The sequence below is a fragment of the Roseateles saccharophilus genome, from assembly GCF_031458095.1.
GTDB lineage: Bacteria > Pseudomonadota > Gammaproteobacteria > Burkholderiales > Burkholderiaceae_C > Pelomonas > Pelomonas saccharophila_A.
Genome location: NZ_JAVDXU010000003.1, coordinates 29,691 through 47,100 on the forward strand (window position 1 = coordinate 29,691; position 17,410 = coordinate 47,100).

Sequence of the window (17,410 nt, forward strand, 5' to 3'; positions counted from 1 at the left end):
GTCAAACCACCTGCCGGCTCAGTTGCACAGCCAAGACCGTCAATGCGACGGCAAACATCGCCAGCAGGCCACCGGCCCCCGCCGAGAAACGGATCAGATCGACACGCTGGCGTGCACGGTCCGCATCGGTCACGAGCCGCGTCACGACGCCCACGATGGGCAGCTCGACGCGGGCCCGCAGGTCGTTCGCGTCATGGAAGACCGGGCGCAGCTGGCTGGCCGCGAAGGTCGTGAACAGGCCCACGCCCAGGGCCGCGGCCATGGCGCCGGCCAGCAGCAGCAGGCGGTTGGGCGCCACCGGCTTGGGATTGGCGCGCGGCGGGTCGATGACGCGGAAGTCGGCAACGCCGGAGGCGACGTCGAGCTCACCGGAGATGGACGCCTGTTCGCGACGCTGCACCAGGTCCTCGTAATTGCGTTTGTGGATGGCGTAGTCGCGATTGAGCTGGGCGGCCTCGGCCTCGACCTGGGGCGCCGTCTTCATGGCAGCCATGGCCTGGCCGTAGCGGCTGGAGTATTCGTCCACGCGCGCCTTCAGGGCCGCCACCTGGACCTCGGCCGTGGCCATGATGCGCACCAGTTCCTGCATGGCCAGACTGCCACCGCCGGACTGGCTGACCGTCGCCGTCGGCACATTCATCGCCTGCTTGCGCAGTTCGGCCATCTCGCGCTTCTTCTGCTCTTCCAGGTCCTTGATGAGCTTGCGCGTCGAGATGATGTCGGGATGCTGGTCGGTGTAGCGCTGCAGCAGGGCATCGAGGTTGCGGCGCAGATCGGACAGGCGCGCGTCCAGCTCGGGCGTGCTGACGTTGGCGGTGGATTCCTGCATCAGGCTCTGGATGGTCGTCTGGCCGCCACCGCGGGCCTTTTCAGCCTCCAGCTGCGCCTTGGCAGCATCGCGGGCATTCACGGCCTCGCGATATTCCAGTCGGGAACGCTCAAGCATGCCGCCGAGTTCGGCGATGCGGGACGCCGAGTCCTTGCCATCGCTGCCGCCCACGTTGGACAGGTTCTTGAGCCGGAATTCCTTCAGCCGCGTCTCGGCCTCTTCCAGCTTGGCCTCATAGGCCTTGATCTGCTCGTTGATGAAGGTCGTCGCCGTCGACGTGCCCTGGCGGGTCTGGCCGAGGCTGGATTCCACGAAGATGGACACCAGGGCCTGCACGACGCGCTTGGCCGTCTCGGGGTCGCTGTCGCGGTAGCCGAGGATGTAGAGGTTGTCGCGCCCACTGCTCTGGATGGACAGATTGCTCGTCACCGTCTCGATGGTGGCTTCCTGCTGGGCCTTGGACTGGTTCTTCAGGTCCAGGTCGGCCATGCGGACGAGCTTTTCGACATTGGGCCGGCTGATCAGCGTGCGGCTCAGCATCGTCACCTGCTGCTCGACGTTGGGCTGGACCGCCAGGCCTGACATCAGCGGCTTCAGGATGGACTGGGTGTCCACGTAGATGCGGGCGCTGGCCTCGTAGCGGTCGGGCAGCACGAACACCACCACGGCGCCGACCAGCCCGGCCACCCAGGCCACGACCAGACCGACCCAGCGGTACTTCCACATCCGCCGGACGATGATCAGAAGCTGACCAATCAGCAATTCCATGGAGAACAGTCTCGGTTAAAGCTATCGCAAGAAGGGACGGGCGGCTGGCCCATGCCCTCCCCTTCGGTTCAGAACAGGCTCTGGGGAATGATGAGGATGTCGCCGGGGCGCATCTCGACATTGGCAGAGACGTCGCCGCGCTTGATCAGGTCCTTCAGGCGCACCGAATACTGCTTGTTGCCTTCGGCCGTGCGCAGGATGGTGGCGCTGTTGCCGGAGGCGAAGTCGGTCAGGCCGCCGACGGCGATCATCACGTCCAGCACCGTCATCTTCTGCTTGTAGGGCAGGAATTGCGGCTTGGCCGCTTCGCCGACGACGCGGATCTGTTCGCTGTAGGGGCCGATGAAGCTGGTGACGATGACGGTCACGACCGGATCGCGCACGTATTTGCTGAGCTGCTTCTCGACTTCGCGCGCCACCTGCACGGAGGTCTTGCCCTGCACGATCATCTCGTCCACCAGGGGCGCGGCGATCTTGCCGTCCGGGCGGACCGGCACCGACATCGACAGCTCGGGATTGCGCCAGACCTGGATGTTCAGGCTGTCACCCGCGCCGATGATGTAGCTGTAGTCGTCGTTGGCCACGGCGGGCGGTGCCGGCGGATAGCTGGTGCTGGCGCAGCCGGCCAGCACGCCGATGGCCAGCGCCGCGAGGCCCCGCACCAACCATCCAGCAAGCTTGCTTGCCGACGTCATTTGCGCATCACGGTGGTTCGAAGCGTTCAAGGCGAGTCCTCTGTGGGTCTGTTCATCGAAGGCCCTCGCAAACCGTTGCAATCGAGAGAGAACGGCAAAACCTGCCATCACCAAGGGCCAAAGCCTTGGAATGATGCCATAGGCCCACCCCATGTCTGGCAACCTAAATCGGGGGCTTCCCCCCGAGCTGCGCGGACTTTCACACGGGCGCGCGGACCAGGTTGTAGCGGCCTGGCGCAATCAGATTGTCGGGGTCGAATACCGATTTCAACGCCCAGGCAGTGCGCCAGAACGGATCTTTCGGGTCGACCACGTCTTCCATCATGTCCGCCCGCGCCCGATACACCTCCAGGCCGCGGCCGCGTAAATATTCCCAGATGGCGCGCGCGCAGGCCCGGGCGTTCGCGACCGCCGCCGCGTCACCGCGATCGAACAGCAGATTGGCCACCGCCACCAGCGAGGTCGTCGTCTCGATATTCAGGGTGATATAGAGCTCATGGCCGAATCCCGCGGCCACCCCCTTCATGCCCTCGACCACAGCCACCACCGCCGCGCCATCCGTGGGCAGCGCGGGATTGATGAATATCAGCCCGCAACGGGAAGCATCCAAATCCCGCCCCGGCGCCTGGGGCTGCCCATATCGCCACAAAAGATTGGTGATGGCGGCATCCGTCGGTCGGCCGTCGGCCAAACCCTGCAAGGGCTGGATGGCCGAAATCGCCGCCGCATTGGCACGCGCCCACGGCCAGATATTGCGCAGCGGATTCAACAGGCGAAAACCGGCGGCCAGTTTGGCGTCATCCACCACGGTCAGCTTGGCGATGCCGCCCAGCACCCGCCTGACCTCGGCGATCGCGGCCTTCACCTGGGCCGCACTGCCCGCCACGCCCCCCAGGCTGGTCCATTCATAGGGCGCCACCGTGGCCAGCGCCCGGTCCGCCTCCCTGACCAGGTCGGCCTCGGCCACGCCGCAGGCGGCGCGCAGGTATTCGCTGATGCCCGACATCATGCTGGCCCGCGTGCGCGCCTGGTTGCCCACATGGGTCACACCCGCCATGACGCCCAGCCGCTTCAGCAACGCCAGACCGTCCAGGAACTCGCCTAACTTCGAGACATCGCGCAGGGCCAGCGACACCGCGACCGAGCACGCCGGACGCGGCAGCAGTTTCAGGCAGGCACTGGTGACGATGCCGTAATTGCCCTGAAAAAACAGGCCATCCAGCATCGGCCCGAGGCCATAGGGATGGGCATGGGCCAGCGGCGAATCCTCGCCCAGGCGCCGAAAACCGGTGCGCAGCAACTCGCCGCGGCCGGTCACCACCTCCAGGCCGAAAACATCCTCCCGCCGCGGGCCCAGATAACCCACGCCCCGATCCAGCGCATTGCCCAGAATGCTGGTGTCCGGCGAGGACCCCGTCACATTGAAACTCAGCCCCGGGCAGGATTGGCCCAGGAAGTCGTGCAATTGCCGCTGCGTCACGCCCGGCTCGATGACGGCCACCGGATTCGCCTGGGAAATCTCGGTCGCGTTGAGGATGCGGTTCATGCCGCTCAGGTCCAGCAGCACGGCGCCGGCCTGCGGCGGCGTGGCCGAGCCATAGCCCCAGTTCAGCCCGGTCGAGATCGGATAGAGGGCCCTCCCCTGGCGTTGCGCCCGCTCCACACAGGCCTTCACCTCATCCACCGTCGTGGCGCGCCAGCAGTCCAGATCGCCACGGTCCCAACCTGTCACATTGGCGGAATTCCGCCGGGTCGTCTCTTGTTCAGCGCCTGCCATGTCCACGCGGCCTCCCCGTCTCCCGGCCAACCGGGTGTCGGTGGACTTTACAGCGACTGCCCGCAGCGCCTCAAAGTACCGGAACTTCGTCACCCGATGCGACAGCAACTCATTGTTTTTAAAGGGAATCCTTTGAGGCCGAGCAAAGCTGGCACGCGACCTGCTTATTACCCATCGTCCGGGGCCGCGCCCCCACCTCTAGCAAGTGAATCAAGGAGATTCAAATGAGCAAGACCCTGAAGACGCTGGTTGCTGCAGCGGCCCTCGCAGCGGCAGGCGTTGCCTCTGCAACCCCCATCGTCGGTATCGCCAACCTGACCATCGGTCAAGTCATCGTCACCAACGGCAACATCGACTGGAACAACGATCCGCTGAACATCGACCCGCCGCCGAACGGCGCCACGTCGACGTCCGGTGACTTCGCCGTCATCAACCTGCGCACCGGCTCCTTCCTGGGCGTTCCGGTCCTGAGCGCCGGCACCATCCGCGACATGGCCAACCCGGTCGTGCTGCCCGGCGAAACCGGCAATGCCTTCCCGATGGGCGTGCTGACCAACTACAGCAAGTTCCTGACGTTCGCCGCCAAGCCGAACTGGATCTTCGACGCCACCTTCCTGGTTCCCGGCCTGGGCGCTTCGCCCTTCACCGTGTCCCAAGTCGGCCCGAACGTGTCCGTCACGATGACGGTTCTGGGTCAAGCTTGCGATGACCTGAACACCAACGGCGTCTGCGACGCTGGTGACGACATGACCAAGTGGACCGGCATCTTCAGCGCCCAGTACACCAACACCAACGTCGCCGCCCTGTCGGCCACGATCCTGGGTGGTGGCGCTCTGGACAACAACTCCTGGTCCGGCACCATCGAAGCCACCCGTCTGCCTGAGCCGGCTTCGCTGGCCCTGGTTGGCCTGGCCATCGCCGGCCTGGGCGTCGCCAGCCGCCGCCGCGCTGCCAAGTAATCTCTGACTCTGGCGCGCAAGCGCCAGCGAGAGATCAAAGCGCCCCGCCATGCGGGGCGTTTTTTATTGCCTGCTGGAAACCGGTAGGCGCGCAGCGGCGCCGAAAGAAGCTCAGCGCTGTCGAGGCGATTCAGCGCGGCCGCGGAGCAGCGTCTGCCGCCGGGGCAGCACTGAGCAAGGCCGCAGCGTCCCGTGCAGGCACGGCATAGCTGATGCCGCTGGGAGCACTCAGCGCCGACTCGCGTGTGCCTTTCACCAGCACCATGCCGACCACGCCGACCACCTCACCGGACTCGACATCCAGCACCGGGCCACCACTGTTGCCCGGATAGGCCGTCGCATCCAGCTGCAGGACCTCAAAGCTCCCTTCGCGCAGTTGCCGCACCGCCCGCTCGCTCAGCCCCTGGGGGCCCGTCGCCGGCGGCACGATGGCCGTACGCGCGGACACGATGCCGCGGTGCGTCACATGGGAATAGCCCAGCGCCCCGCCAATCGGGAAACCGATCAGTGCAATGGCCGCGCCCTCGCGCACCTCGCCCGCGGAAAGCCGCAAGGCGGGTGCCGCCGGGGCATCGAAGCTCAACACAGCCAGATCGCGCGGCTTGTCCATGGACACCAGCGTCGCACTGCGCATCTGCCATTGCAGCTCGGGCGTCCAGACCTGGATGGCGATGCTGCGATCGATGCGGTCGATGCGATCCGGCGCCTCGGAGGGAATCACATGCGCGTTGGTGATGACGTGACGCCCATCTCCAACGATAAAACCGGTGCCGCGAAAACCGAAACGCGGGTTGTCCATCAAGCCATAACTGCCCACCAGCACGACAGAGCGCTTGGCGCGCGCGACCAGATCGGGCAGCGACTCGGCGCGGGCTGCACCCGCGCCGCAGGCCAGCGCTGCCGCCATCGCCAGCAGGCGGCGACGTTCAGGGCTCACAGGTCTCCCGCGACATGCTCGGTTTCCAAGGCGCTGACGGCACGGCGCCAGACCTCGTCGGGCTCGTCCACCCGAAAGCCGTAGTACTCGCCCGTGTCGGCATGGTGATGGCGCATGACCCTCACGTCCAGCGTGGCCTTGTCCTGCAGCCCCAGCTCCACCCGGACCGCGCCTTCCGCGCCGACCGGGATGTCGAGCTTGGACTGGGCCTGGAAGCCCGACAGGGAAATCTCGATGACCGTCATCACGATGGAACGCTCACCGCCTTCGACGCGCACGCGCAACTCGGCCGGGCAGCGCAACGAGAAGCGCTGATGCCGGCGCATCGGATGAAAGCCCGTCAGTGAGCCGCTCATCATGGGCAGCACGGCGCGGAACTCGGGCTGGTCGTAGATGGACCACAACAGCGCCTTGCGACGGTCATCGAGCTCCTCGAAGACCTTGCTGCGCTGGTTGAAGAAATAGTCCAGGATGGCCGGCGTCAGCACCGGATCATTGGTCGTGAAGTAGCGGCGCTTGGGCAGCTTGATGTGCGGCAGACGCAGCTGGACGAAATAGTTGTAGAGGTTCTTGCGTTCCTTGCGCTTGCCGTAGACGCGCCGGAAGATCTCTTTCGCAACCGGCAGGTCCAGGGTCGCACCGACGGCCGGGGCGCCGTTGGCAAAGTCGTAGTTGTCCACGACGGTCTCCTGCAGCCTCTCGAAGAACAGCAGCGACTCGTAGAGCTCGATCTTGTCGGGATTCACCGCAATGACGAGATGGCGCGTATCGAAGTACTCGGTGCAGTACTGATACATGAACTTCATCAGCGGGAAGAGGATGGCGCCGCCGGTCTTGCGGAAGTCCGGGTGCACGGCCAGGGCCGAGATCTCGGCGACCTGGCCCTGCTTGGCGCGCACGTCGCTGAGGTCGAAGACCGACTGCAGCGGAAAGCCGAACACGCCTTCGCGGATCATCGACATCGTGCCGACGACGCGGCCGTCGTACTTGGCGCACAGCGTCGTCGTCGTCGGCAGCGCGTGGTACATGGTCACGCGCAGGCCCGACGGCGCCGGCTTCATGAAGCCGCTGGCGACATAGGCGTCGTGCAGGATGCGGAAGCAGTCTTCCAGCTCCTCCTGCGTTTCGGCGACCTTGAGTTCGAGCCGAGGATCGGGCGCCGGATCGCAGTCGATCATGGCCCGATAGATGCTGAAGCGCGTGTGCTGCGGCAACCGGGAGAATGCCTTGCGCATCGCCTGGTGGAGCCGCTTACGGAGACTCGCTTGCTTGATCTGCATGCCGTTCGATTCGTGGAAGTTGGCCGAGCCCGTCAGCCGCCCCCGGTGGAGCAGCTCAAAGGGAAGCCAGGAGCTTTTGTACCTCTTGCTGCTGTGAGAAGTTGCTCCCCAGAGCCGCCAGACGCTGCAGCTCGGTGCGCGCCTCAACCTTCTGGCCGTTCTTGATCAGGTATTGCGCCAGGTGCAGCCGGTGCATGGGCTGTTCGGGGTTCAGCTCCACCGCCCGCTTCTGCAGCGGCAAGGCCTTGTCCAGATGGCCCGTCGCCGCCTGGATCTCGGCTGCAGTATCGATCACCGCCGGCGTGTTTGGCGCAAGTGCGAGCGCTTTCTCGACCATGTCGAGGGCACCCGGCTTGCCCGCCCGGTGCAGCAGCCAGCCCAGGTTGTTCAAGGCCACGGCATTGCCCGGCTGGGCGTCGACGACCTTGCGGTAGCGCAACTCGGCCCGCTCGAAGTCATTGCGCGCCATGGCCTGGTCGCCCAGGTAGAAGTTGAACAGCGGCGAATCGCCCTGCTTGGCCAGCCACTCGGCCTCCAGCTTGGCGGCCTCGGCCGGCTGCCCCCCACTGAGCAGGGCGCGATGCAGCTTGATGGCGGTGTCCTCGGCGGGGCGCTTGGCAAAGCTGGTCCGCAGCGCAGCGATGGCCCCCGGCCACTTGCCTTGAGAGGCCAGCAGGTCGCCTTCGAAGGTCCAGCCCTGAGGCTCGTTGGGGGACTGGGTCTGGACGGTCTTGGCCAGGGCCAGCGCCTCGGCGGACTTGCCCGTGCGCGACAGCAGCGTGATCAGGCGCACCTGGGCCGGCAGGTGGTCGGGCTTCATGCTCAACACCTTGCGCAGTTGCACGATGGCGGCGGGAATGTCCTTGCGAGCCTCCTGCAGTTCTTCCATCCGCATCAGCGGCTGCACGGAGTTGGGCTGCAAGGCCGCCATCTTGCTGAAGGACTGCGCCGCCTGGTTGAAGTTGCCGGTCGTCGACTCGGCGACACCCAGGGCTTCGTAGAGGAAGGGATTGTCGGGAAAGCGGCTGACGCCGTCATTGGCGGCCTGCAGCGCACCCTTGGCGTCGCCGATCTCCAGCAGGTGCGAGACGAGGCCCAGTCGCGGTGCCTCGACTTCGGGGAAGCGCTTGATGGCCGCCTCGAGCTGGCTGCGCGTCTCCTCGGCCTTGGCCCCATTGCGGGCCTTGGCGGAGATCAGGCCCATCGTGGCCTCGACGGACTGCGGGTCGGCAGCCACCACCTTTTCGTAGCGGCCCACAGCCGCCGCCGGCTTGCCTTCCTCGTAGTCCATGGCGGCCAACGCCGTGGCCGCGGGCAGATAGGCGGCTGAACGCTTCACGGACTCCTCATAGCCCGCACGGGCCTTGTCGCGGTGGCCGCGCAATTGCTCGATGCGCCCACGCAGGAAGGCCGCAATCGGCTTGCCCGGCTGCTTCTTCTCGATGCCGTCGACGACGGCAACCGCCTCGTCCAGCCGGTTGCTGCGCAGATGGGCCATGGCCATGACGACATCGGCCTCGATGCCGCTGTCCGCGCCAGCCAGGATCTTCAGCTCGGCCAGGGCCCTGTCGCCGCGGCCCTCGCTGAGATCGGCCAGAGCCAGCGCCGTGCGGCCGCGCGTGTCGCCCGGGTTGATCTTGACCGCCTTCGTGTACATGCGCTTGGCGGCCTCGCTGTTGCCCATCTGCAGATAGGCGTCGGCGGCAACGGAGTAGACGTCGGCGGGCGCAGGGTTGTCGTTGTCCAACAGCGGCTGAACAAAGCTCAGCGCCTTGCGCGGGTCGCCGGCGCGCAACTGGGCTCGGGCCATCAGCACCCGCACGGTATTCGGCGTGGGCGAATTGGCCAGCGCTTTGCCCAGGTGGGCGACCGCCTGCAGATAGCCGCCTCGTTCGTATTCGATCATGCCGGCCAGCTGCAGGAAGCGGGGGTTCTGCGGCGCAACCTTCAGCAGCTGCTGCGACAACTCGAAGGCGGTCTTCAGGTCGCGCCGCTCGAAGGCCAACACCGTCTTGAAATAACGCCCCTGCAAGCCGCCGGGCTGGACTTTCTCCAGCTCCTCGAGCTGCTTTTGCATGCCGTCGAAGTCACGCTGGCGTTGCAACAGCTGGATGACGCCCAGATGCGCCTGCATGTCGCCCTTGTCGAGCTTCAGCGCCTCACGATAGGCCGCCATGACGTCGGCGGGCTCGCTGCCGGACGCCTGCAGCAGATCTGCCTTGGCGACCCAGGGACGGCTGGATTCGGGATGGGCCTTCAGCGTCTTGTCGACCTGGGCCAGGGCGCCGGTCTTGTCCCCCGAAACCATCAGCAGCTGGGCGATGGCCAGCTGGGCGACGATGTTGTTGGGGTCGGCCTGCAGGGCGGCCTCGGCTGCGGCCCGCGCCTGGACGTACTTGCCTTTGCCGCCATAGGCAATCGCCAGTGCCGCCTTGAGTTCGGCCTGGCGCTGCGGCGCCGTGAGCTGGACGTCGGCATACTCCGCGATGAACTTGTCGTTCTCGCCGCGCAGGATCAGCGCAGCGGCCATGACGGGCACCAGTTCGTCGTTGTTGAAGCCGGCTTCGCGCGCCTTGGAGAGCTCCACCCAGGCGCCTTGCACGTCGCCGGTCTCGAGCAGGGCCTTGCCGAGCAGGAAGCGCGCTTCAACCTGCGTCGAGTCCTTCTGCAGCGCGTTCTTGAAGTCGATGGCCGCGGCCTTGTACTCCTTCTTCTCCATGCGTGCCTTGCCCGACGCGACGAGCTGGGGCGCGCCTTCGTCGAAGCAGGCCGTCAGCAGGAGAGAGGCTGCCAGCAGGGCGCCGGCCAGGCGGACGGGCCGCAGCTTGTGTTTCTTCGTCATTTGATCTGCAACCGATTCATCATGTCGTAGAGGGTCGGGCGGCTGATGCCCAGCAATTCGGCCGCGCGGACGATGTTGCCGTCCGTGCGCGCCAGCGCCGTGATGAGGGCCTGGCGTTCGGCGTTCTCCCGGACGGTGCGCAGGTCCAGCGTCGCGTTGTCGTCCGTCGGCTCGGGGGCTGCGCGCAAGCCCAGGTCCACCGCCGCGATGCGGTCGTCCTCGCACATGATGACGGCGCGCTTGAGCATGTTCTGCAGCTCGCGCACATTGCCCGGCCAGCGATGCACCTCCAGCGCGCGCACGGCGTCGTCGGCCAGCGTCGGCACGGGGCGGCGCATCTCGGTCGCGAAGCGGCGCGCGAAGGCATGCGACAGCAGCACGGGGTCGCCCATGCGGTCGCGCAGCGGCGGGATCTCCACGACGATCTCGGCGAGGCGATAGAAGAGGTCTTCGCGGAAGCGGCCATCGGCGATGCGGGCCTTGAGATCCTGGTGGGTGGCGCCGACGACGCGCACGTCGATGGGGATCTCCTGGCGGCCACCGACGCGCTCGATGACCCGTTCCTGCAGGAAGCGCAGCAGCTTGGCCTGCAAGGGCATGGGCAGGTCGCCGATCTCGTCCAGCATCAGCGTGCCGCCATTGGCGGTCTCGATCTTGCCGAGGGTGGACTTGGTCGCGCCGGTGAAGGCGCCCTTCTCGTAGCCGAAGAGCTCGCTCTCCAGCAATGTCTCGGGAATGGCCGCGCAGTTGATGGCGACGAAACGCCCCTTGCGCTTGGAGGCGTCGTGCAGGCCCTGGGCCAGCACTTCCTTGCCCGTGCCGCTCTCGCCGAGCAGCAGCACGGTGGCGTCGCTGGGCGCCACCTTCTCGATCATGCGGCAGACGCGCTGCATGCCCGGGTCGCGCGTGATCAGGCCCGAGAAGACGTCGCTGCTCTGCTGCATCTGCAGGCGGCGGTTTTCCTGCTGCAACTCATACAGGCGGTAGGCGCGCTCGACCGTCAGGCTGAGCACGTCGGGGTCGACGGGTTTGGCGAGAAAGTCGTAGGCGCCGGTGCGGATGGCGCGCAGGGCGTTGTCCTGGTCGTTCTGGCCGGTCAGCACGATGACCTTCACGCCGGGATCCAGTTCCAGCAGCTTTTCCAGGCATTTGAAGCCCTCGGAGACCGAATCGCGATCGGGCGGCAGGCCCAGGTCCATCGTGACGACGGCAGGGTTGTGGCGGCGGAACTGCAGCACGGCGCTGGCAACGTCATCGGCGGTGACCGATTCGAAACGGTCCAGCGACCACTTGAGCTGCTTCTGCAGCGCCAGGTCATCCTCGACGATCAGCAGCGGCGCGTGACGGGGCGTGCTCATTGAACGTCCAATGCAGTCAAGGGTGCGTCCGCCTGCGCATGGAACAGCGGGAGCAGCAAGGTCACGGTGGTGCCCCGGTTCAATTCACTCTGCACGCTGATCTTGCCTCCCAGTTCCTGTACGTATTGATAGCTCTCGTGGGCGCCTATGCCCATGCCGCTGGCCTTGGTGGTCTGGAACGGCTTGAAGAGCCGATTCTGTATGAAATCCTCGCTCATGCCGCAGCCGCTGTCCTCCACGCGAACGCGGGCCTGGCTGCCCTCGGCATCCAGCCTCAGGCGGACAAACCCGCTGGCAGGTGTGGCGTCGAAGGCGTTCTGCACGACATGGCCCAGCACCCGCTCGACACGCTCGGCATGGCCCCGCGTGCTGACGCCCGGTTGCAGCTCCAGCTCCAGCACCCTGCCCTTGCTGGACGCCGCTGCCGCGAGGCCCTTGGCGATCTGCTCCAGGTCGACGCCGCTGGTCACGCCATGCGGCTTGTCGCCCTCGCGCAGCTGCAGCATCAGCTGGCGCATCTTCTCCAGCGAGTTCTCCACGGTGTCCAGCATGTCCTGCTGGAACTCCGGGTTGTCGCGCAGGCGCTTGGCATTCTTCATCATCAGCGAAAGCTGGGTGACGATGTTCTTGAGGTCGTGCACCACGAAAGCCGACATCCGGTTGAAGGCATCGAACTTGCGGGCCTCCAGCAGCGCTTCCGTGGCCTGGGCCTGGTCCAGATAACCCGAAGCCTGGCTGGCGGCCGTGCGCAGCAGGTCGCGCACCTCCCAGTTCAGCTCGACGACGGCACGCGGCCGCCCCAGCACGACAAAACCGATCAGGGCCTCGCGCACCAGCAGGGGCACCAGCAGCCAGCAGCGCGGCTCCTCGGCCAGCCAGTCGGGCAATTCAAGGCCGGGGTAGGCCTCGGGGTGCTGGCGGTACTCGTTCACGTCGACGATCCAGGCCCGTTCGCGCCAGAACGTCGCCAGCGGCCCGTCGCGGGCCTCCGTCACCGCCTGGGCCGGCAGGTTCCAGCGCGCGTTCTGCACGAAGTCGCCCCCCGCCGAACGCTGCAGCCACAGCATGCCACTCGGGCTTTCGACGAGGTTGGCCAGGGCGCGCACCACGGTCTCGGCGGTGTGCTGGGGCTCGGCGCTGCCCGACAGCAATTGGGTGAAGCGCAGCCACTCCTCGCGATAGTCGTAGCGGTAGCTGAAGAAGTTCTTGCTGATGTAGACGCGCAGCCGCGCGCGCATCGAACCCGAGGCGATCAGCAGGGTCAGCGCCACCAGGGCCACGAAAACCAGGGCCACCGACAAGGCCCGCCCCCATTGGCCACCGGTGTAGCGCACGTAATAGCCCACGCCGGCCACCACCAGCATGTAGGCGCCGACCAGCAGCAGCGTGGCCGAGTGGAAGACCGCTGCACGCGAGACATGCAGCTTGCCCAGCCAGTCGGCATGCCGGCGCGACGCCACGTAGAGCAGCGGCACCGCGGCCGCGTGGACCAGGGAGCGCACGCTGATGGCATCGCCATCGAAGTGCTGGAACAGCGCCGCCTGGGAGCCGATGAAGAGGTCGAAGACAAAGACGGCACCCAGCCCCAGGCAGACGGGCTTGGCATTCCAGCGCGCATCGGCGGTCGCATTGCGCAGCATCTGCTCGACCAGCACCAGGCCCAGCACGGCCAAGCCCAGGGATGCAAACGCCTGGGCGCGGGCCAAGGCCTCCACGGGCAGGTTCTCGCCCAGCACGATCAGCGCCAGGCGGGCCAGCACCACGGCCACGGCGATCGGGCGCATCCACCCCAGACCGCCACCGCGCCGGGGCGGCGGCAGCAGCATCAGCATGAACGCAAACCACAGGCCGAAGCGCAGCAGATCGAGGCCAGGAACCAGCCAGGTCGGCAGGCGGTCCGACCAGTGGCGCAGCTCGTCCACCAGGGCCAGGCCCGACCAGATCGAGCTGACGCTCAAGGCGGCCAGGAAGACGACGGCCAGCGCCGAGACAGGCAGCCTGCCGCGCAGCAGCCGCTGGGCGAAATAGAGCGCGAACAGCCCATAGGCCACGCAGCAGATCAGATCGCCGAGGCTGCTCAAGGAAAGCAAGGGAGCCAGCGCCTCAACCATGGCGCCGGGGGCAGAGTCCAGATCGGAGACAAGAGACATGCGTCATTCAAGCATGCCCCGGGGCCTCGGGCATCGGCGCTTACGCCGAAGCGCGGTCGCGCTCAGCGAGCGCCCTTGCCGGTCAGCACCACCGCCACGGTCTCCAGCATGATCAGCAGATCCAGGAAGAGGGAGTGGTTCTTGACGTAGTACAGGTCGTACTGCAGCTTCTCGACCGAATCTTCGATGGTCGAGCCGTATTCGTAGCGCACCTGGGCCCAGCCCGTGACACCCGGCTTCACGCTGTGGCGCACCGCGTAGTAGGGGATCTTGCTGATCAGGTCGTCGACGAAGAACTGGCGCTCCGGGCGCGGGCCAACCATGCTCATCTCACCCCACAGCACGTTGAAGAGCTGGGGCAGTTCGTCGATGCGGACCTTGCGGATGAAGCGGCCGACACGGGTCACGCGGTCGTCGTTTTTGGTCGCCCAGCGCGGCTTGCCATCCTTCTCGGCGTCGGTGCGCATGCTGCGGAATTTGATGACGCTGAAGGGCACGCCATTCAGGCCGACGCGCTCCTGGCGGTAGAGCACCGGGCCACGCGACTCGAAACGGATAGCCAGGGCCGTGGCCAGCATGATGGGCCAGGTCACCGCCAGGATCAGGGCGGCGAAGATGACATCGCAGACGCGCTTGATCGCGGCGCGCAGCATGCCCTGGCTGAAGCCGTCGCCGAACACCAGCCAACCGGCATTGACGTGCTTGATGTTGATCTGGGCCAGCGTCTTCTCGAAATGGGTGGCGATATCGACCACGCGCACGCCGGACAGCTTGCAGTCCAGCAGCTGGCGCAGCGGCATGCTGCCACCACGGCGCTCGCTGAGGGCCACGACGATTTCGTCCACGTTGTGCTTCAACGCGGCTTCAGTCAGGTTGGCGCCGTCGTTGATGATCTCGGCCTGAGGCACCTCGGGATGTTCTTCGTTCGGGCCGGCATAGAAGCCGACGATCTGCGCATGCGGGTCGGAAGCGCGCAGCGTGTTGCCGACGGTACGGGCCGCAACGCCGGTGCCGAAGATCAGGATGCGGCTGCGCATGCGGGCCTGGGTGCCCGAATGCGCTGCGTAGACGCGATGGATCATCACCGCGGCCACGGCCATCATGGCCACCAGCGTCAGCATGTCCCGGTGGCTGGTGTTGGAAGGCACCAGGCTGAAGATGGCATAGGCCAGCGGCAGGCCGAACAGCAGGCCGAACAGGGCGCGGGCGCAGGACTCGGTGATCGAGCGGTTGTGAACGTGCTGGTAGAAGCCCGTCGCCGAATTGATCACGAACATGCAGCCGGCCAGCGACAGGCCGTGCGAGGCCGCAAAGGGCAGCACCGTCTGCGCCGACTCACCTTGGCTGAGCACGACGGCAATGACCGCAAAAACAATCAGGCCAAGATCGAAGAAGACCTGGAGCAAGGTCTGCTTGTGCAGGTAATGGTTGAATATTCGAATCATTTGCATCCCCGATCATTACTACCTGGCGTTTTCCGCATCTGCAATCCGATCAACGAAACTCGAATCAAATATCGATATTCCATTCACCCTAGCGCTGAGACCGCATCGCGCCACCGCGTTGACGGCCACCTCGACGACACAGACCTCCTCGGAGACCGCCCGACTGGTCTCGACTGCCCTTCGGCTTCACGCCGCAACGGACATATCCGACCTGCCATTGATCGCGCCGGCATCATGCCTCTGGCACCCTGGCTTGAAAGCCCCCCGTTTAGAGGGTGCTTGCCCCTTGAATCCGTGTCGTGACACAGCCTTCCGCAGCGGGCCGCCACGGTCATTTTCACAACGGGCGGCAGTAGAACCGAAAGCGGGCGACAGCACCATGACAGCAGCGGCGCCAGACTTCTCAAAGCGTGCGAAACGCACACGTATTCCTTTGAAATCCGACGAAACCGCTTTATGAGCGGTCGAGTTGCCGCAACGCCGCCAGCGCCACCACAAATATTGCGGCAATTCCATTTGTGGGCAGTATTCACGAACCGGGCAAAAGCCCTGTCGCAGTGCTGCGGCATTTGTCGTCCTGGATTTGCCAATTGCGCAAACTCGCGCCACAAAAGAACGAGCCCGCCAACGGCGGGCTCGGGTCCAAGAAAACGCCCGCTGGCGCGGGCGTTCAGCTTGGGCGCGGGATCAGCGCTTGACGGCGATCTGCTCGCGAGCGCCACCCTTGTAGGTGAACAGCGTCAGGGCGCCGTTCTTGATGTCGCCCTTCTCGTCGAAGGCGATGGTGCCGGTCACGCCCTTGTAGCCGGCGGTCTTGGCCAGCACGGGCAGGTACTTGGCCGGCTCGGCCGAGCCGGCCTTGACCATGGCGGCAGCCATCACGTTGACGGCGTCATACACGTAGGGGGCGTAGATCTGCACGTCGACGTTGAACTTGGACTTGAACTTGGCCTTGAAGTCGTCCATGCCCTTCTTGGCTTCGCCTTCCACGCCACCAGCTTCGGCACAGACGACCTGGCCGTCACCCATGGTGCCGGCAGCCAGCTTGGGCAGCTCGCCCGTGCAGATGCCGTCGCCGCCCAGGAACTTGGCTTCGATGCCGAGTTGCTTCATCTGGCGCAGCATCGGGCCGGCCACGGCGTCCATGCCGCCGAAGAAGACGACGTCGGGCTTCTTGCCCTTCAGGGAGGTCAGGATGGCGGTGAAGTCCGTGGCCTTGTCGTTGGTGAACTCGCGACCGACGATCTTGCCGCCCGCGCCCTTGACGCCCTTTTCGAACTCGTCGGCGACGCCCTGGCCATAGGCCGTGCGGTCATCGATGACGGCGATGGACTTGCCCTTCAGGTCCTGGGCGGCGTAGCGACCCAGGGTGCCGCCCAGGTGCACGTCGTCAGCCACGACGCGGAAGGTCGTCTTGTAGCCGTTGCGGGTGAACTTGGGGTTGGTGGCCGACGGCGAGATCTGGGGGATGCCAGCGTCGCTGTAGACCTTGGAAGCCGGGATGGAGGTGCCCGAGTTCAGGTGGCCGATGACGCCATTGACCTTGGAGTCCACCAGCTTCTGGGCAGCGGCCGTGCCTTGCTTCGGATCGCCGGCGTCGTCTTCGGCCAGCAGCTCGAACTTGGCCTTCTTGCCGCCGATCATGACGCCCTTGGCGTTCAGTTCTTCGATGGCCAGGCGGGCGCCCAGCTCATTGTCCTTGCCCAGGTGGGCGATGGCGCCGCTGGTCGGGCCGACGTGACCGATCTTGACCACCAGATCCTGAGACATTGCGGCACCGCTGAGCAGCGCTGCCACTGCACCGACCACCACATTCAATTTGACTTGCATGGATCAACTCCGGTTTGAGATGTAAAGGAACAAACAGACAACTGTTGAGTTTTCAACCAAATGAACATACCCCAAATCCGGGGGGCTCTCATTCGGGAAAGCGTGGACGCAGCGTTGTCAACCTGCTGCTGAAAAGTGGTCCAGCCTGGCACCGGCCTGCTGATAGACGCGATAGCGCGCACGCCCTGCCTGAACGCGTTCCGGCGCCTGGCCGATGACCTCCAACACGCGTTCAAATGCAAGCGCGTCGGAGGGCATGTCATCGCCCAGGTTCAAAAGCAGTCCGCGATGCGGCAGGCGCGCCGCGTCATCCACCAAGAGGACCTCGCCCGGCGCGGGCGGCGTGGCGCCGTTCCAACGCCGATGCGGGATGAACTCGGCCACATCGAAGCTCCACAGCAACTCGTCTAGACGAGTGGCCTGGGCCGGGCCCACGCAGACACCCACCGGCTTGCCCGACGCGAGGGCGCGGCGGATCAAGCGGCAGGCAAAGTGCAGCGGGTCCGCCGCGTCGCTGTAGAAGCTGACCTGGACGGTCAC

Annotated in this window: 12 protein-coding genes; 1 reads left to right on the forward strand and 11 read right to left on the reverse strand. The window is 65.8% G+C overall.

The window, feature by feature from the left end; translation table 11 throughout:
* Position 1 precedes the first annotated feature (1 nt).
* The 3 genes from J2X20_RS19110 to J2X20_RS19120 all read right to left on the reverse strand — a co-directional run bounded on the left by J2X20_RS19110 (position 2) and on the right by J2X20_RS19120 (position 4,069).
* Positions 2-1,597, reverse strand: coding sequence for an XrtA system polysaccharide chain length determinant (locus J2X20_RS19110; protein WP_310267940.1), 1,596 nt, complete (start codon positions 1,595-1,597; stop codon positions 2-4).
* Between the two features lie 68 nt (positions 1,598-1,665).
* Positions 1,666-2,292: an XrtA/PEP-CTERM system exopolysaccharide export protein gene (locus J2X20_RS19115; protein ID WP_310269965.1), complete on the reverse strand. Its 627-nt coding sequence runs from the start codon at positions 2,290-2,292 to the stop codon at positions 1,666-1,668.
* Between the two features lie 199 nt (positions 2,293-2,491).
* Positions 2,492-4,069 (reverse strand): FAD-binding oxidoreductase, encoded by a 1,578-nt coding sequence (locus J2X20_RS19120; protein ID WP_310269968.1) that lies wholly within the window; start codon positions 4,067-4,069, stop codon positions 2,492-2,494.
* A gap of 224 nt (positions 4,070-4,293) precedes the next feature.
* On the opposite strand from J2X20_RS19120, the gene J2X20_RS19125 reads away from it, so the two are divergent.
* The gene (locus J2X20_RS19125) at positions 4,294-5,028 is read left to right on the forward strand and encodes a PEP-CTERM sorting domain-containing protein (RefSeq protein ID WP_310267941.1); all 735 of its coding nucleotides are present in this window, start codon (positions 4,294-4,296) and stop codon (positions 5,026-5,028) included.
* Positions 5,029-5,158: 130 nt separating this feature from the next.
* On the opposite strand, the gene J2X20_RS19130 is transcribed toward J2X20_RS19125, so the two are convergent.
* The 8 genes from J2X20_RS19130 to J2X20_RS19165 form a co-directional block, all read right to left on the reverse strand.
* On the reverse strand, positions 5,159-5,965 hold the full coding sequence (locus J2X20_RS19130) for a serine protease (protein WP_310267944.1): 807 nt from the start codon (positions 5,963-5,965) through the stop codon (positions 5,159-5,161).
* A complete protein-coding gene (locus J2X20_RS19135; protein ID WP_310267946.1) occupies positions 5,962-7,200 on the reverse strand; it encodes a GNAT family N-acetyltransferase in 1,239 nt (412 codons plus the stop codon). The genes J2X20_RS19130 and J2X20_RS19135 overlap by 4 nt, the downstream gene beginning before the upstream one ends.
* Positions 7,201-7,300: 100 nt before the next feature.
* On the reverse strand, positions 7,301-10,087 hold the full coding sequence (prsT, locus tag J2X20_RS19140; protein ID WP_310267949.1) for an XrtA/PEP-CTERM system TPR-repeat protein PrsT: 2,787 nt from the start codon (positions 10,085-10,087) through the stop codon (positions 7,301-7,303).
* Positions 10,084-11,445: a PEP-CTERM-box response regulator transcription factor gene (gene prsR, locus J2X20_RS19145; protein WP_310267952.1), complete on the reverse strand. Its 1,362-nt coding sequence runs from the start codon at positions 11,443-11,445 to the stop codon at positions 10,084-10,086. The genes prsT and prsR overlap by 4 nt, the downstream gene beginning before the upstream one ends.
* The gene (gene prsK, locus J2X20_RS19150) at positions 11,442-13,526 is read right to left on the reverse strand and encodes an XrtA/PEP-CTERM system histidine kinase PrsK (RefSeq protein WP_310267955.1); all 2,085 of its coding nucleotides are present in this window, start codon (positions 13,524-13,526) and stop codon (positions 11,442-11,444) included. The genes prsR and prsK overlap by 4 nt, the downstream gene beginning before the upstream one ends.
* 131 nt (positions 13,527-13,657) lie before the next feature.
* Positions 13,658-15,046, reverse strand: coding sequence for a TIGR03013 family XrtA/PEP-CTERM system glycosyltransferase (locus J2X20_RS19155; RefSeq protein WP_310267958.1), 1,389 nt, complete (start codon positions 15,044-15,046; stop codon positions 13,658-13,660).
* Between the two features lie 681 nt (positions 15,047-15,727).
* Positions 15,728-16,870 carry a branched-chain amino acid ABC transporter substrate-binding protein gene (locus J2X20_RS19160; RefSeq protein WP_310267960.1) on the reverse strand — a complete coding sequence of 381 codons (1,143 nt, stop codon included), beginning with the start codon at positions 16,868-16,870 and terminating at the stop codon, positions 15,728-15,730.
* A gap of 117 nt (positions 16,871-16,987) precedes the next feature.
* Positions 16,988-17,410, reverse strand: coding sequence for a DNA polymerase III subunit chi (locus J2X20_RS19165; protein WP_310267963.1), 423 nt, complete (start codon positions 17,408-17,410; stop codon positions 16,988-16,990).